Annotated in this window: 13 protein-coding genes; 1 reads left to right on the forward strand and 12 read right to left on the reverse strand. The window is 63.5% G+C overall.

Annotation, left to right across the window (positions count from 1 at the left end):
- Nucleotide 1: 1 nt before the first annotated feature.
- The 8 genes from QFZ40_RS00870 to QFZ40_RS00905 form a co-directional block, all read right to left on the reverse strand.
- The gene (locus tag QFZ40_RS00870; protein WP_306902308.1) at nt 2–742 is read right to left on the reverse strand and encodes an IclR family transcriptional regulator; all 741 of its coding nucleotides are present in this window, start codon (nt 740–742) and stop codon (nt 2–4) included.
- Between the two features lie 261 nt (nt 743–1,003).
- Nucleotides 1,004–1,885, reverse strand: coding sequence for a formate dehydrogenase accessory sulfurtransferase FdhD (gene fdhD / locus QFZ40_RS00875; RefSeq protein ID WP_306902310.1), 882 nt, complete (start codon nt 1,883–1,885; stop codon nt 1,004–1,006).
- Nucleotides 1,873–3,189, reverse strand: coding sequence for a molybdopterin molybdotransferase MoeA (locus QFZ40_RS00880; protein ID WP_373427372.1), 1,317 nt, complete (start codon nt 3,187–3,189; stop codon nt 1,873–1,875). The genes fdhD and QFZ40_RS00880 overlap by 13 nt, the downstream gene beginning before the upstream one ends.
- 94 nt (nt 3,190–3,283) lie before the next feature.
- Nucleotides 3,284–4,501: a formaldehyde dehydrogenase, glutathione-independent gene (fdhA, locus tag QFZ40_RS00885; RefSeq protein ID WP_306902312.1), complete on the reverse strand. Its 1,218-nt coding sequence runs from the start codon at nt 4,499–4,501 to the stop codon at nt 3,284–3,286.
- 247 nt (nt 4,502–4,748) lie between these two features.
- Nucleotides 4,749–5,153: a GlcG/HbpS family heme-binding protein gene (locus QFZ40_RS00890; protein WP_306902314.1), complete on the reverse strand. Its 405-nt coding sequence runs from the start codon at nt 5,151–5,153 to the stop codon at nt 4,749–4,751.
- Nucleotides 5,154–5,334: 181 nt separating this feature from the next.
- Nucleotides 5,335–5,922, reverse strand: a complete 588-nt coding sequence (gene folE / locus QFZ40_RS00895) for a GTP cyclohydrolase I FolE (protein ID WP_306902315.1) — start codon at nt 5,920–5,922, stop codon at nt 5,335–5,337.
- 17 nt (nt 5,923–5,939) lie between these two features.
- On the reverse strand, nt 5,940–8,261 hold the full coding sequence (locus QFZ40_RS00900; protein ID WP_306902316.1) for an FdhF/YdeP family oxidoreductase: 2,322 nt from the start codon (nt 8,259–8,261) through the stop codon (nt 5,940–5,942).
- 12 nt (nt 8,262–8,273) lie between these two features.
- Nucleotides 8,274–9,149 carry a methylenetetrahydrofolate reductase gene (locus tag QFZ40_RS00905; RefSeq protein ID WP_306902318.1) on the reverse strand — a complete coding sequence of 292 codons (876 nt, stop codon included), beginning with the start codon at nt 9,147–9,149 and terminating at the stop codon, nt 8,274–8,276.
- Nucleotides 9,150–9,317: 168 nt separating this feature from the next.
- Between QFZ40_RS00905 and QFZ40_RS00910 the strand changes: the two genes are divergently transcribed.
- Nucleotides 9,318–10,013 carry a GntR family transcriptional regulator gene (locus QFZ40_RS00910; RefSeq protein WP_306902320.1) on the forward strand — a complete coding sequence of 232 codons (696 nt, stop codon included), beginning with the start codon at nt 9,318–9,320 and terminating at the stop codon, nt 10,011–10,013.
- 11 nt (nt 10,014–10,024) lie between these two features.
- On the opposite strand, the gene QFZ40_RS00915 is transcribed toward QFZ40_RS00910, so the two are convergent.
- From QFZ40_RS00915 to purU, 4 genes are read right to left on the reverse strand one after another with little or no spacing between them, the layout of a single operon-like run.
- Nucleotides 10,025–10,900: a bifunctional 5,10-methylenetetrahydrofolate dehydrogenase/5,10-methenyltetrahydrofolate cyclohydrolase gene (locus QFZ40_RS00915; protein ID WP_306902321.1), complete on the reverse strand. Its 876-nt coding sequence runs from the start codon at nt 10,898–10,900 to the stop codon at nt 10,025–10,027.
- Nucleotides 10,897–11,523 carry a cyclodeaminase/cyclohydrolase family protein gene (locus QFZ40_RS00920; RefSeq protein ID WP_306902323.1) on the reverse strand — a complete coding sequence of 209 codons (627 nt, stop codon included), beginning with the start codon at nt 11,521–11,523 and terminating at the stop codon, nt 10,897–10,899. Before QFZ40_RS00920 ends, QFZ40_RS00915 begins: the two co-directional genes overlap by 4 nt.
- Nucleotides 11,524–11,539: 16 nt before the next feature.
- A complete protein-coding gene (locus QFZ40_RS00925) occupies nt 11,540–14,032 on the reverse strand; it encodes a GcvT family protein (protein ID WP_306902325.1) in 2,493 nt (830 codons plus the stop codon).
- 54 nt (nt 14,033–14,086) lie between these two features.
- The gene (purU, locus tag QFZ40_RS00930) at nt 14,087–15,001 is read right to left on the reverse strand and encodes a formyltetrahydrofolate deformylase (RefSeq protein ID WP_306902326.1); all 915 of its coding nucleotides are present in this window, start codon (nt 14,999–15,001) and stop codon (nt 14,087–14,089) included.
- Nucleotides 15,002–15,026: the final 25 nt, after the last annotated feature.

Consider the following 15,026-nt stretch of genomic DNA (forward strand, 5'->3'; position numbering starts at 1 on the left):
GTCACCGGTGTGTGTAGCCCATTTTCGCGCTGATCCGGGTTCCGGCCTCGCGCAGCGTGCCAATGAGTCCAGGGATCGTTTTCGGGTCAAACCTGAAAGCTGGTCCTGAGATGCTGACGGCTCCGACGACTGCTGCCATGTGGTTGTAGAGAGGCACTGCAATTGCGTTCAGTCCGATCTCGAGCTCCTCCCGCGCCTCTGCATATCCATTGTGGGCCACTTCGATCAGTTGCCTCTCCAGGTCTTCCCGTTTGGTGATGGTCCGCGGCGTCCGGGCGAGGAGTCCCGCCTCCCTGAAGATCCGGTCACGTTCATCGGCGGACAGGGCGGCCAGCAAAACCTTGCCGCTCGACGTCGCATGAAGGGGCGTCAGGCCGCCCACCCAGTCGTGGGTGGCCAATGTGGATGGTCCCATGGCCTGGTCCACGTTGACGGCATAGTTCGAGCGAAGGACGGCAAGGTTGACGGTTTCCTTGCATTCTTCCGCGAGGCTTTCCAGGAATGGCCGGGCCTCCCGGACGATGCTGAGGCGGGCGGGGATTGAGGTGGCGAGCCGAAGGATGCCAAAGCCGAGCTGGTACTTTCCGCGGTCGTTGTTTTGGTGGACCATGTCCCGGCTGACGAGGGATCCGAGCAACCGGAAGACCGTGGACTTGTGGACGCCCATTTCCTCAGCGATGTCGCTCACTCCGGCGTGTCCATCCCTGGCAAGGATCTCCAGGACCTGGAAGGCACGGTCCACAGACTGGACGCCTCCGCCTTGGCCGTCGGCGTCCTTTACGATGTCCGGGCTCCGTTAAATGCGGTCATCATGCTCCCTGAATTTTCATGTGTTCGGGTACCGGGTCTCAAGTTTGATCCGACCTACCTCAGGTCTGATCCTACCGGAAGGTAGGTTTTGCACTCATCCCGGGATCCTGAATCAAAAGGAGAGCTACCGGCCAAACAACAAACGCCCCGTCACGGAGACCGTGACGGGGCGGAAGGGGTTCAAGCCTAAATCTCAAAGCCGGGCATAGTCCTCCACACGGCTCACCTGGCGCGGGCGGGCTAATCTTTCCCGTCCGGCATAGACATTCAGGCTGTGCCCCCGGCTGAATCCAACCAACGTCACTCCTGTCTCGGCAGCGAGGTCGGCGGCGAGGCTTGAGGGCGCGCTCACGGCGGACAGGACGGGGATGCCGGCCAGGGCCGTCTTCTGGACAAGTTCGAAGGATGCCCGCCCCGAAACCTGGAGGACGGTTCCGCTCAACGGCAGCAGGCCCTCGCGAAGGGCCCAGCCCACCACTTTGTCCACCGCATTATGCCGGCCTACGTCTTCCCGCAGGCACAGCAGCTCCGGACTATCGCCGTCGAACTTGAACAGGCCGGCCGCATGGACGCCGCCGGTCTTGTCGAACAGGCTCTGGGCCTCGCGAAGCCGCTCGGGCAGTTCGGCGAGGACATCCACAGGAATCCGCAGCGCGTCCCGGGACGGGTCGAAATGGAGGGTCTTGCGGACGGCGTCGATCGAGTCGGTCCCGCAGATGCCGCAGGAGCTGGACATGTAGACATGCCGCATCGTGTCCGGCAGGGGTACGTCGGCCCTGAGCTGGGCCTCGATCACGTTGAACGTTTGCGTCCCTCCGGCGTCCCCGGCACAGAAGCGGAGTGAAACCAGCTCGGATTGGGAACGAATGATGCCTTCCGAGACCAGGAAGCCCGCCACCAGGTCAAAGTCGTCCCCGGGAGTCCTCATAGTGACTGCGAAGGAGCGGCCGCCGAGACGGATTTCCAGGGGCTCCTCGGCGGCCAGCACGTCTTCCTTGAAACGGACCGGGTATTCAGTGCCGGAACTGTCCAGATGGAAGCGGTGGATCTTTCGACGCTGTGTCATGCGTGCCATGCGGTGCTCCGTGCTCGGTAGGTTGAGGGGACGACGGCCGCGGCCGGCTGCGTCCAGGGGAGGGGGATCACCGGAACCGGCTCGCCGGACTGGACTCCGCCGGGCGGAACGGCCATGACGCCGTCGGCCCAGGCGAGGCCGCGCATCATGCCGGGTGCGGTATGCGCAGCGGGGAACGCAAGCCCTTCAATGAAGTTGCAGGGAATCAGGCGCGTACGCCCGAGGGATGGCTCAATATCGGCGGCGGAAGTCACCTGGCTAACTGGGGTGAGGGGCCTGCCTCCGAGCGCTGCCAGCAGCGGCGCACCGATAGTGATGAGCGCCATCATCGCCGCCAGGGGGTTTCCTGGCAGTCCGACGACGAAGCGGCCGTCCGGGAGCCCGGCAAGGACTGCCGGGTGACCGGGCCGCATCGCGATGCCATCCAGCAGCAGTTCTCCGCCGAGGGCAGCGACGGCGGCGCGAAAGTGGTCGGTCCCGGAACAGCCGGTTCCGCCGGTGGTGATGGTGACTTCCGGCATCCGGCCGGGGAGTGCTGCCGAACCGCCAAGTGCCGCCAGCCATTCGGCGTAGGAATCACCAATCCGCACGGAACCGGCAGGCGTGGCACCCAGCATGGCAACGACCGTGTCCAGCTGGGGACCAAATGTGTCCCTGACCTGGCCGGGAGCCGGAACGCCCGCAGTGACCACTTCAGAACCGGTCAGTACGATTCCCACCATCGGCCTGGGCTGCACCTGAAGACTGTCGTGTCCAGCCACGGCGGCCAGGGCGATGTGGCCTGGATTCAGTGTTGTGCCGGCAGGGATCAGAACTTCACCGGGGACAGCTTCTTCGCCTGCAGGACGGATGTGCTGGCCCGGCCCCGGTTCGCCATCCTTTGCGTTGTCATTGAGCTCCAGGAAACGCCTGCCGTCAGCGTCTTGGCGGATCTCGCCGTTTTCCTTGCGGAGTATCGACTGGGCGCCGGCGGGTACCAGTCCGCCTGTGGCTATGACGCGGGCATGCCCCGGGGACAAAGAGGGCCCAGGGTCGGTCATGGCCCACGGACCGCTGCCGTTGACGGCCCATCCGTCCATGGCCGAGGAGTTGTAATGCGGGAGTGCCTGGAGGGCGGTCACATCGCGGGTAAGGGTGTGGCCTATTGCCGATGAGAGCGGGACATCCACCGGTGGGAGCGGGACAGCGCAATCGAAAGCCAGCTGACGGGCTTCGTGCCAGGTCGGGGAAAGATGGCCGGAAGGGCGCCCGGCAGGGAGCAGCCCCGAAGTCCGGCCACTGGTGGTGATTTCTTGGGCGAGCAAGGGACCCCTTTTCTGCGGGTGATCCGCTGATGGCGCAGGCCGGGGACTGCAGCAAGCGCGAGCTTGCCTCAGTCCCCGGCCCCTTCAGCTGGGACTACGCCTTGACGTATCCGTTCGGGTTCAGCACGAACTTGGTTGCTGAGCCGGCATCGAATTCGGCGTAGCCGCGCGGCGCATCTTCAAGCGGGATTGCCTTGGCATTCACTGCCTTGGCGATCTGCACCTTGTCATGCAGGATGGCCATCATCAGTTGGCGGTTGTACTTCATCACGGGACACTGGCCGGTGGTGAAGGACAGGGATTTTGCCCACCCGGTGCCCAGCGACAGCGAGAGGGACCCGTGCTGGGCTGCATCATCGATTCCCCCCGGGTCACCCGTGACGTACAGGCCCGGGATACCCAGCGCACCGCCTGCGGCGGTGATGTCCATGAGGGAGTTCAGCACGGTAGCAGGCGCTTCATGCGAGGCGTCCTTGCCATGTCCGCGGGCTTCGAACCCGACGGCGTCCACCCCGCAGTCCACTTCCGGAACGCCAAGGATCTGCTCAATCTGGTCCTTGGGGTCGCCCTTGGAGACATTCACCGTTTCGCAGCCGAACGACCGGGCCTGAACCAGCCGGTCCTCGTTGATGTCACCGACGATGACGACCGCCGCGCCCAGCAGCTGGGCACCGACTGCCGCGGCCAGGCCGACGGGACCGGCGCCTGCGATATAGACGGTGGAGCCGACGCCGACTCCGGCCGTGACCGCCCCGTGGAACCCGGTGGGGAAGATGTCCGAGAGCATGGTCAGGTCCATGATTTTCTCCAGGGCCTGGTCCCGGTCCGGGAACTTCAGCAGGTTCCAGTCAGCGTAGGGTACCAGCACGTATTCTGCCTGGCCACCCACCCAGCCGCCCATGTCCACATAGCCGTAGGCGCTGCCGGGACGGTCCGGGTTGACGTTCAGGCAGATGCCGGTCTTGCGCTCCTTGCAGTTCCGGCAACGGCCACAGGAGATGTTGAAAGGTACGGAGACGATGTCTCCCACCTTGATGAACTCCACATCCGGACCGACCTCCACCACTTCGCCGGTGATTTCATGGCCGAGGACGAGGTCCTTCGGAGCGGTGGTGCGGCCGCGCACCATGTGCTGGTCCGAGCCGCAAATGTTGGTTGTCACCGTGCGCAGGATCGCACCGTGGGGTACCTTCCGGCCCACATTGGCCGGATTGACGCCAGGCCCGTCCTTGAGTTCGAACGTCGGGTAGTCGGTATTGATGATTTCGACGACACCGGGTTCCTTGTAGGCGACGGCTCGGTTTCCTGACATGGACACTCCTTTTGGCTGCGGGGGGGTGGTGCTGGGATTGGTGCCAGGCTTTCCATATCGGGTTGCCTAGCACAGGTCCGGCAAGTTGCCGGCGTTGTCCCGTTGCCCGAAAGCGGTGCTTCGATGAGGATACCTCCCCAGGTTTCAGGCCACCGAAGCACCATTCACGGGAACGGGACAGCTCATCCTTCGCGAGGACGAAGGCTGTCAGTGGGATGCCGCGCCGGGCACGGCATCCCGGTCGTGCCTAATGCTGGATGGCCGCGCCTGCGGAAGCCACGGTGTGGTCGTTCTCGACGGTGCTGCCGCTGACGCCGATTGCACCAATGATGGATCCATCTTCACCGTGCAGCGGGAGTCCGCCCGGGAAAGTGATGAGTCCGCCGTTGGAGACCTCAATGTTGAACAGCGGGCCTCCGGGCTGGGACAGTTCGCCGATCGATCCCGTTGCCATGTCGAAGTAGCGGGCAGTGCGGGCCTTCTTGATGGAAATATCGATGCTGCCAAGCCAGGCACCATCCATGCGGGTGAAGGCCTTGAGGTTGCCTCCAGCGTCCACCACCGCGATGTTCATGGCCGTGCCGGTTTCGCGGGCCGAGTCGCGGGCAGCGCTGAGGACGGCGTCGGCCTGGGCTTGCGTGATATCAGACATTGTTCTCCCTTGATCGTGTCTGTTATGTGTGGCGAAGTGCTGTGGTGGCTAATGCCCTGAGGGCATTTCGCAGACTGCCCGGCGCTGAACTTGGCACGCACGAGCCTGATATTTTCGTTTGGCTGATAAAGATATATCAGTTACATCGTAGGACAGTCACTGGAGCATGTCCAGAGATTTCTTAGCGGCCGTGGATCAGGCTCAGCGCTTCGGCGCGGGCGGCGGGCAGCCGCAGTTCACCGCGGACGGCAGACGTGATGGTCTTTGCCCCCGGTTTACGCACGCCCCGCATGGACATGCACAAATGCTCGCACTCGATCACCACAATTGCGCCCAAGGGCCGCAGCGCTGCCACCAGGGCGTCCACCACCTGGGTGGTCAGTCTCTCCTGGACCTGTGGCCTCCGCGCAAAGACATCTACTAGCCTGGCCAGCTTGCTGAGGCCGGTGACCAGTCCTTCAGCGGACGGGATGTAGCCCACGTGTGCCACGCCATGAAACGGCACCAGATGATGCTCGCAGGTGGAATAGAACGGGATGTCCTTCACGATGACCATTTCGCTGTGGCCAAGATCGAAGGTCTTGTCCAGGACGGCGAGGGGATCCTGATGGAGCCCGCCAAACATTTCGGCGGCGGCGCGGGCTACGCGGGCCGGGGTGTCCGCCAGCCCGGGTCTTTCCGGGTCCTCGCCGATGGCCAGGAGGTATTCGCGGACTGCACGTTCTACCCGTGGGCCGTCCACACCCTTCGCGACGGTTGCCTCGGTCATGAGGGCTGTGTCCACGGTCAGGCCAGCTCAAGGCGGACGATGACGGACTTGGACGTTGGCGTGCCGCTGGTGTCGGCCACTGAGTCGAGCGGCACGAGGACGTTGGTTTCCGGGTAGTAGGCTGCCGCGCAGCCCTTCGGAGTCGAGTACGACACTATGCGGAAGTTTTCGGCCCGGCGTTCGGTCCCCTGGAATTCGGAGATGAGATGGACCATGTCCCCGTCTGTGAAGCCGAGCTCAGTGATGTCGTCGGCGTTGATCATGACTACGCGGCGCCCGCCGTGGATGCCGCGGTAGCGGTCGTCCTTGCCGTAGATCGTGGTGTTGTACTGGTCATGGGAGCGCAGGGTCTGGAGGACGAGCCGTCCCGCGGGGACCCTGATGAATTCCAGTTCGTTGCCTGTGAAGTGGGCCTTGCCTGAAGCGGTGTCGAACTTCCTGGCGTCCCGGGGCGGGTGGGGAAGGACGAACCCGCCGGGGTTCTGGATCCGTTCCTCGAAATTCTCGAAGCCGCTGAGAACCGCCTCGATGTGTTTCCTGATGATGGAGTAATCGTCCCGCATGGCGAGCCAGTCGGCTTTGGGGGTGTTGGGCAGCCGGAGGTTGTCGCTGCCAGTGAAGATTCTGTGGGCCAGGTTGCACACGATGGCCACCTCTGACTGCAGGTGCTCACTGGCGGGCTTAAGGCGTCCGCGGGAGGCGTGCACGGCACTCATCGAGTCCTCCACGGTCACCCTCTGGTCACCGCTGAGCTGGGTATCCCTCTCAGTGCGTCCGAGCGTCGGAAGGATCAACGCGCGGCGGCCCGTCGAAACGTGGGAATGGTTCAGTTTCGTGGAGATCTGCACGGTGAGGCGGGTGTTGGCCAGTGCCTGCTCGGTGACCTCGGAATCCGGAGCCGCCCGCACGAAGTTGCCGCCCATCCCGATAAAGACCCGAACCTTGCCGTCCCGCATGGCGCGGATGGCGGCCACGGTGTCGAAGCCATGCGCCCGGGGAGAAAGGAACTGGAATTCGTGGTCGAGCCGGTCGTGGAAGTTCTCCGGCATCTTCTCAAAGATGCCCATGGTCCGGTCACCCTGGACGTTGGAGTGGCCGCGCACGGGGCAGACGCCGGCTCCGGGCTTGCCGATGTTGCCCTGGAGAAGCAGGACGTTGACCACGTCGCGGAGGGTGGGTACCGAGTGCTTGTGCTGCGTCAGGCCCATGGCCCAGCAGACGATGGTAGCGCTCGAAGCCAGCAGGCGTTCGCCGGTGGACCTGATCTGTTCCAGTGTCAGCCCGGTGGCCTCGACGATGTCGTCCCATTCCGCCTTTTCCAGGTACCGCAGGTATTCGTCGATGCCGACGGTGTGGTCCTTGATGAATGCATGGTCCAGCACCGTCGGGAGACCAGGCGTCCTGCGCCCCTGGGCTTCGGCTTCAAGAAGGTATTTGCCGAGGCCCTGAAAGAGGGCCTGGTCGCCGCCGGCGCGGATCTGCAGGAAGTCGTCAGTCAGTTCTGTGCCCACCACCATGCCGGACAGGTTCTGCGGATTCTCGAACCGAAGGAGCCCGGCCTCGGGAAGCGGATTCACCGAGACAATGACCGCGCCGTTCTTCTTCGCCTTCTCCAATGCGCTCAGCATGCGCGGGTGGTTGGTTCCGGGATTCTGCCCTGCCACGAAAATCAGCGACGCTGTCTCCAGGTCCGTGAGGCTGACGGAGCCCTTTCCGATGCCGATGGTTTCCACCAGGGCCGAGCCGGACGATTCATGACACATGTTGGAGCAGTCGGGCAAATTGTTCGTCCCGATGCCCCGAACAAGCAGCTGGTATGCGAAGGCTGCCTCGTTCGACGTCCGCCCCGAGGTGTAGAAGACCGACTGGCCGGGATGGTCCATTTCCCTGATCTCCCGGGCAATCAGCTCATAGGCATCATCCCACTCGATCGGCTTGTAGTGGGTTGCGCCTTCGTCGAGGAGCATCGGATGGGTCAGCCGGCCCTGCTGGCCCAGCCAGTAGTCATCCCGCGTCTTCAGGTCCGCAATCGAGTGCTGTGCGAAGAATTCAGGCGTGACGCGGCGGCGGGTGGCTTCTTCGGCCACAGCCTTGGCGCCGTTCTCGCAGAATTCGGCAGCATTGCGCTTTTCGTGTTCGGGCCAGGCGCAGCCCATGCAGTCAAAGCCGTCAACCTGGTTGACTGCCAGGAGTGTCTGGATGCTGCGCAGCGGGCCCATCTGCTCAAGGGAAATTTTCAGTGCGTTCGCAACAGCCGGAAGGCCTACGGCGGTCGTTTTGGGCTTCGTCAGGCTCAGCTTTGACTCGTCGATATTCTGCTTGGGGGCTTTGGAAGCCATGTGATCTTCCCTTCAGATCGTGGCAGGAAACGTGGAATGGAGCTGTTGCTCGGGCTCAACGCCCTGGATGGTCCGCAGTGTCTGCAGACCATCCAGGAGGCCCGGCAAGCGGCCAAAGTCGTTGAAAGTGTAAACGTGGAACCCGGCAAAGAGCGGGTCGCCCGCCAACTCCTGGTGAATCTCGTGAATCAGGCGTCCGCTGTCATAGCTAAGCAAGTCATTCCGGCGCCAGAGGGCTCCCGCCATCCCTGTCCCACGGGCAAGCTTGAGGGAGCGGCCGACGCCGAGGCGTGCTCCCATGGACACCAGTTTCCTGACGGAGACCGGGCCAGGTACTCCAACCCAGACAGGCGTCTGGATACCGCTCTTGCGGATTGCCCGGACGTAACGGCTGATCGCCCCGGCGGAAAAGCACATCTGCGTGACTATTGAGGACGCCAAGGGCGCTTTCATCTGGAGGCTGCTGCTGAGTTGCTCCCGGCTAAGTTGCGGATGGCCTTCCGGGTAGCCGGCAATACCGACGGAGAAGTCAGGTGAATAGGCTTTGACTGCCTCAAGGAGTTGTCCGCTCCACGAATAGGGACCTGCAGGCGTACGCCGATCTCCGGCCACAAGAAAAAGCTCCGAGACGCCGGCGTCCTGCAATTGCAGCAGCAGCGAATGCAGTTCCTCCTGGCCGGTAATGCTGCGGGCGGCGAGATGGGGGACTGTGTGATACCCCATGCTGGCCAGGCTGACGGACGCTTCCACAGTCAGTCGAGGCCCGTGGTGCGGGAGGCACGTCACGCTGACCGAATCCGAAGTGTCAAAAGCCACGGGGAGTTTCGCCAGGAGATCGGCGGACGGCACAACTTCCAGCCGTACCCTGGCAACAGCTTCCTTGCTCATTACTCTCCGTTCTTCGGCATCACCGTAACGCCTGATCGGCGGTTTTCTGTTTTTGCCCTGGAGGGTTGACATTTTTTGGATGAAATATTGATATATCAGTTCTAGGAATACTATGTACACGAGGCCTTCGCGTCAAGGCTCCGCAGTACATCGGGAGGAGACCTGAAAATGGCAAGCGTTGGAGAACTACCATCGGACGCGGCAGACTCATACCTGCCAACGAGGCAGGAGGACGAATCCTTTGCCGACTTTGCCTACAGGGCTCTCTGCGATGAGCTGATCGTCTTGGACATCAAACCTGGCGAGCCACTGAACGACGAAGTGATTTCGAGGCGGCTCGGCGTGGGCAGGACACCGATACGGGAAGCCATGAAGCGCCTTGAGGGCGACCACCTGGTGGTGGCCTATCCCCGGCGGGGAACGTTCGCCGCCGGGGTGGACATCACGGATCTGGCTGAAATCTCGGAGATCCGACAGCTTCTGGAGCCTGCGGCAGCTTCGCGGGCCGCCCGGATGGCGTCACCGCAGCTTCGGCGGGAGATCAGGGAGTTTGCCAAGGAAGTGGGAGAACTCCTGCCACGCCTGCACTCCCAGCGGGACCTCATGCGGCTGGATATGCGGGTGCACCGGATGATCTACCGGGCCACGGGAAGCCGGCACCTTGAAGATGTCCTGATCCGGTACGACAATCTGGCGACGCGGATCTGGAGCCTTGTGCTGGAGAAACTGCCTCCCGTTTCTGAGCATATTGCCCAGCACATTGAGCTGCTCGAATGCATCGCTGAAGGGGATTCCGAAGCTGCTGCGCGGCTGACCACCAAGCACGTGACTGACTTCGAGAACCTGATCAGGGCTGTCCTGTAGGCCGGACAGCATTACACGGCGGTTCCCCGGACCAGGGCCCGCGATTGTTCCCTTGCCGCCTCGACGGTATGCAGGAGGAGCAGGGACGTGGTCACTGAGCCGACGCCGCCCGGAACGGGCGTCAGCGCCGCCGCGATGCCCTTGACGCTGGCCTCGTCCACGTCTCCCACGAGGGACCCGTCAGGAAGGACGTTGGTGCCGACGTCGATCACTACTGTCCCGGCGGAAATATGGCCGCCGTTCAGCAGCCCCGTGCGTCCGGCGGCGACGACCACGACGTCGGCCGTCCTGGTGTAGTTCTCCAGCGGCCCCGACCTGGAGTGGCAGACGGTGACCGCGGCGTCGCGTTCCAGCAACAGCAGGGACAGCGGCTTTCCGACGACGGCGGACCGTCCGATCACGACGACGTTCCGGCCCGCCACCGGGATGTCGAAGTGGTCAAGGATCTCGATGACGGCCCGGGCCGTCGCGGGAGCGAACGAGGGCTGGCCGACAGCCAGCCGGCCAAGGCTCAGCGGATTCGCACCGTCAATGTCCTTTTCGGGGGCAATGTGCCCGACAAGTTCATCTGCATCGACGCCGGGCGGTAGCGGCGTCTGCAGGATGATGCCGTTGATGGATGGCTCGGCGCTGAGGTCCTTCAGGACAGAAGCCAAAACCTGTCCCGTCGCATCCTGGCCCAGGTCCACTATCCGGCAATTGATGCCTGCACCTTCAGCAGCCCGTTCGATGGACCGCACATACCAGTGCGTGGAGCCGTCGTCGGTGGCCACAACCACGGCAAGGGTAGGGCGCAGGCCGTCGATGTCGAGGTCCCTGGCTTCGTCCCGGGCCTTCTGCTGGATGAGTTGAGCCAGTGCCCGTCCGGACAGGAGTGTGGTGCTCATCCGAGGATCCTTTCGCGCACGCGCTTCACCAGCGAATCGGCTGCCAGGATGACCTTGTCCTCAAGGGCGCCGGTCTGGTCAGCCAGCCGGGCACGGGCTTCGGTGTCCTTGATGGCCACCACGTTGATGTCGATGTTCACCCGGGCAGTGGTGGCGGCTGCCCGGGCGGCGTCGGCGGCGGCGGCAACGTCGCTGATCACGTTGGCATTGGCCACCTCAAAGAGCTCCGTGGCAAGATCCACGACGGCGCCGGCGAGGAGGATTAGTTGTGCCGGTGTCTTCGCGGCCAGGATGAGCGCGTCCTGGATGGACGCTGCTCGTGCGGCCTTAAGTCCGTCGGTGCCGGCCGGGAGCTTGTACGCATCGATCACGCCCTGGAACGCATGCTGGTCGGCGTCCGCGAGGCGCACGGCCTCGACCACCAGTCCGTCGGCGGTGCCGATGATCCTTGTCACGAGATCGGCGTGCTGCTCGTACTTCGCGCCCGTGGAGTACCTGGCCACCATGGCGACAAGTGCCGCCGCCTGGGCGGCGTGCAGCGCTGCGGCTGCACCGCCGCCCGGGGTGGGTTCCCGCGAGGCAAGCCTGGCGAGGTAGTCATGTATTGTTTCTGAGCTGATCATGTGTCTTCCTGGGCTGTTAGCCGCGGAGCCTGGTCATCGTGGGGTCGTACAGCGGATCCGCTGTGACGGTCGCCTGGATGCGCCGGCCAAAGTACTCGATTTCAACCGAGTCACCCACGGAGACGCCGGCGGGGAGATACGCGTAGGCGATCGGCTTGGCAACGGTGTAGCCGTAGGCCGCACTGGTCACGTAGCCGACTGCCTGGTCCTTGTAGAAGACAGGTTCCTTGCCCAGCACGATGCTGCGGCCGTCGTCGACCGTCAGGCAGCGCAGGCGGCGGGCGGAGTTTTCCTCGGTCCGGCCTTCGAGTGCTGCCTTTCCGACGAAGTTTTCCTTGGTCATCTTCACAGCGAAACCGAGTCCCGCTTCAAGCGGGTCGTGCTCGGTGGTCATGTCCGTGCCCCAGGAGCGGTAGCCCTTTTCCAGGCGCAGTGAGCTGAACGCGGCGCGGCCCGCCGCGATGACGCCGAACGGCTGCCCGGCCTTCCACAGTGCATCCCACAGTCGCTGGCCGTTGTCGGCGCTGGTGTACAGCTCCCAGCCCAGCTCGCCGACGTAGGACAGGCGCATGGCGGTGACGGTAACGCCGCCGATGACCACCTTCTTGGCCCGGAAGTATTTCAGGCCGTCGTTGGTGAAGTCGTCGCTGCTGACGGTGCTGATGAGGTCCCGGGCGAGGGGCCCCCATAGGCCGATGCAGCAGGTGCCGCCGGTGGTGTCGCGCACCTGGACCCAGTCGCTGGCGGTTCCGTTTTCCGTCTGGTGGCGTGCGGCCCGCTCAAAGTAGGCCGTGTCGATGTTTCCGTTGGCTCCGAGCTGGAAGGTGTCTTCGCTCAGGCGGGCCACGGTGATGTCGCTTCGGATCCCGCCTGCGTGATCCAGCAGGAGGGTGTAGGTGACGGCCCCCGGCTTCTTGGTCATGTCGGCGGTGGTCAGCTCCTGCAGCAGCTTCAGGGCTCCGGGGCCGGATACCTCGAGGCGCTTGAGCGGGGTCATGTCGTACATGGCCACCGCGGTGCGGGTCTTCCAGGCTTCAGCGGCGGCGATGGGCGAGCTGAACATCCCGGACCAGGCGTCACGTGCCGGCGGCTGCCATTCGTCAGGCATCTCCTTGAGCAGTTCGGCGTTGGCTTCGAACCAGTAGGGGCGCTCCCATCCGCCGCCCTCCAGGAAGTAGCCGCCCAGCTGCTTGTGGCGGGCGTGGAAGGGGCTGACGCGAAGGTTGCGCGGAGAGAGCTTGGGCTGAAGCGGGTGCAGGACGTCGTAGATTTCCACGAAGTTCTGCTGGGAGGTCTCGCTGACGTACTCGGGGGTCAGCTGGACCTCTTCGAAGCGGTGGATATCGCAGTCGCCGAGGTCAATCTGCGACTTTCCGTCAACGAGGAGCTCTGCCACGGCACGGGCGATGCCGGCGGAGTGGGTGACCCACACGGCCTCGGCAACGAAGAAGCCGTCCACTTCCTTGGACTCGCCCACCAGGGAGCCGCCGTCCGGGGTGAAGGAGAAGATGCCGTTGAAGCCATCATCGATTTCGCTTTCACGCAGTGCCGGCAGGATCTGTTTGGTTGCTTCCCACGCGGGAAGGAAGTCTTCCAGGGTGAAGTCCAGGCGGGAAGGCATGTTGTGTTCGCTGATGCTGCTGGGCTCGTAGCTGCCAAGTTCGTCCAGGTCCACGGGCATGGGTCGGTGTGCGTAGGAGCCGATGCCGTAGCGCTCGCCGTGCTCGCGGTAGTAGAGGTCCTGGTCCTGGTGGCGCAGGATGGGGAGCTGGGCGCCGTTGGGCAGTTCGTTCTTGCCCTTCTGGGCGGGAACCGGCGTGGTCTTGACGTACTGGTGGGCCAGCGGGAGGAGCGGGACGGACATCCCGATCAGCTCGCCCACCTTGGCGCCCCAGAAACCTGCGCAGGAAACCACGATGTCCGCCGGGATCACGCCGTCGGCGGTCTCGACGCCGGTGACGCGGCGGTTGGACTGTTCGATCCCGGTCACCTCGGTGTTGCCGATGTACTTCACGCCGGCCGCTTCGGTGCGCTTGATGAGCAACTGGACTGCGCGGGCAGCCAGGGCCAGGCCGTCGGTAGGTACATGGAGGCCGCCCAGGATGTCTTCCTCGTTGATCAGCGGGTAGAGCTCCTTGCACTCTTCGCGGGAGAGGATCTTGCCGTCGATGCCCCACGACTGCGCGTAACCGAGCTTGCGCTTGAGGTCTGCCAGACGGGTTTCCGTGGTGGCAACTTCAAGGCCGCCCACCTGGTTGAAGCAGCTTTGGCCGTCCTCCGTGAGGGAGAGGAGCTTTTCCACCGTGTACTTGGCGAAAAGTGCCATGGTCTTTGAAGGGTTCGTCTGGAAAACGAGGCCCGGGGCGTGGGACGTGGAGCCTCCGGGCATGTTCAGGGGTCCCTGGTCCAGGACGGTGATGTTATTCCAACCCCGGGTGACAAGTTCATCGGCAAGGTTCGTGCCGACGATTCCAGCTCCAATAATGACAATGCTTGGCGTCGAAGCCATGTGGTTTCTCCTGCTGATCTTCGTGTGTTGTCTGTGCTGATGGGGTGGTCGTGCTTACCGGAACACGACAGTGCTGGTTTGATCCAGCAACACACGGTGCTCGCAGTGCCACCGCACGGCGCGGGACAGTGCCAGAGCTTCCGCATCCTGCCCGACTGTGGAAAGGGCAGTCGGTCCGTAGCTGTGATCGACCCGGATGACTTCCTGTTCGATGATTGGGCCCTCATCCAGCTCGGCGGTGACGTAGTGGGCTGTGGCGCCCACCAGCTTGACGCCACGGTCGTACGCCTGGTGGTACGGGCGGGCACCCTTGAATCCGGGCAGGAAGGAGTGGTGGATGTTGATGGCGCGGCCCTCAAGGGAGCGGCAGAGGTCATCGGACAGCACCTGCATGTACCGGGCCAGCACCACGAGGTCGATGTCATATTCGTCGATGAGATCCAGCAGTCGCTGTTCGCCCTCTGCCTTTGTCTCCGGTGTCACCGGGACGTAGAGGAAGGGGAGGCCGGCTGCCTCAGCCATGGCCCGGTGGGTTTCATGATTGGAAACGATCAGGACAATATCGCCGCCCAGGCTACCGCCGCGCCAGCGGAAGATCAGGTCATTCAGGCAATGGCCGAACTTGGACACCATGACCAGGATGCGCTGCTTGGTCTGGTCATGAAAGCTGAACTTCATCTCGAAACGGTCGGCGATCGCACTGAACTCCTCCTGGAGTTTCTCCGGTGTGTACTCCGGGGAACCCGAGAACGCGGTGCGCAGGTGCAGCGTCTGGCGGAGACCGTCGTCGAACTGCTGGTGTTCATCGATGTTGAAACCACGTTCGAAGAGAAAAGTAGTGACCGCCTGGACGATACCGGCACGTTCGACACACGACAATGTGAGCACGAACTTCTGGGCCTTGTCTTCCACGCGGGGCTCGGTCTGAGTCAGGGTGCTGGTTGATGAGTCTGTAGCCACTAGGGTCATGCCTCCTCCTTAGAGAGATTGCCTT

The sequence above is a fragment of the Arthrobacter pascens genome, assembly GCF_030816475.1.
Lineage (GTDB): Bacteria > Actinomycetota > Actinomycetes > Actinomycetales > Micrococcaceae > Arthrobacter > Arthrobacter pascens_B.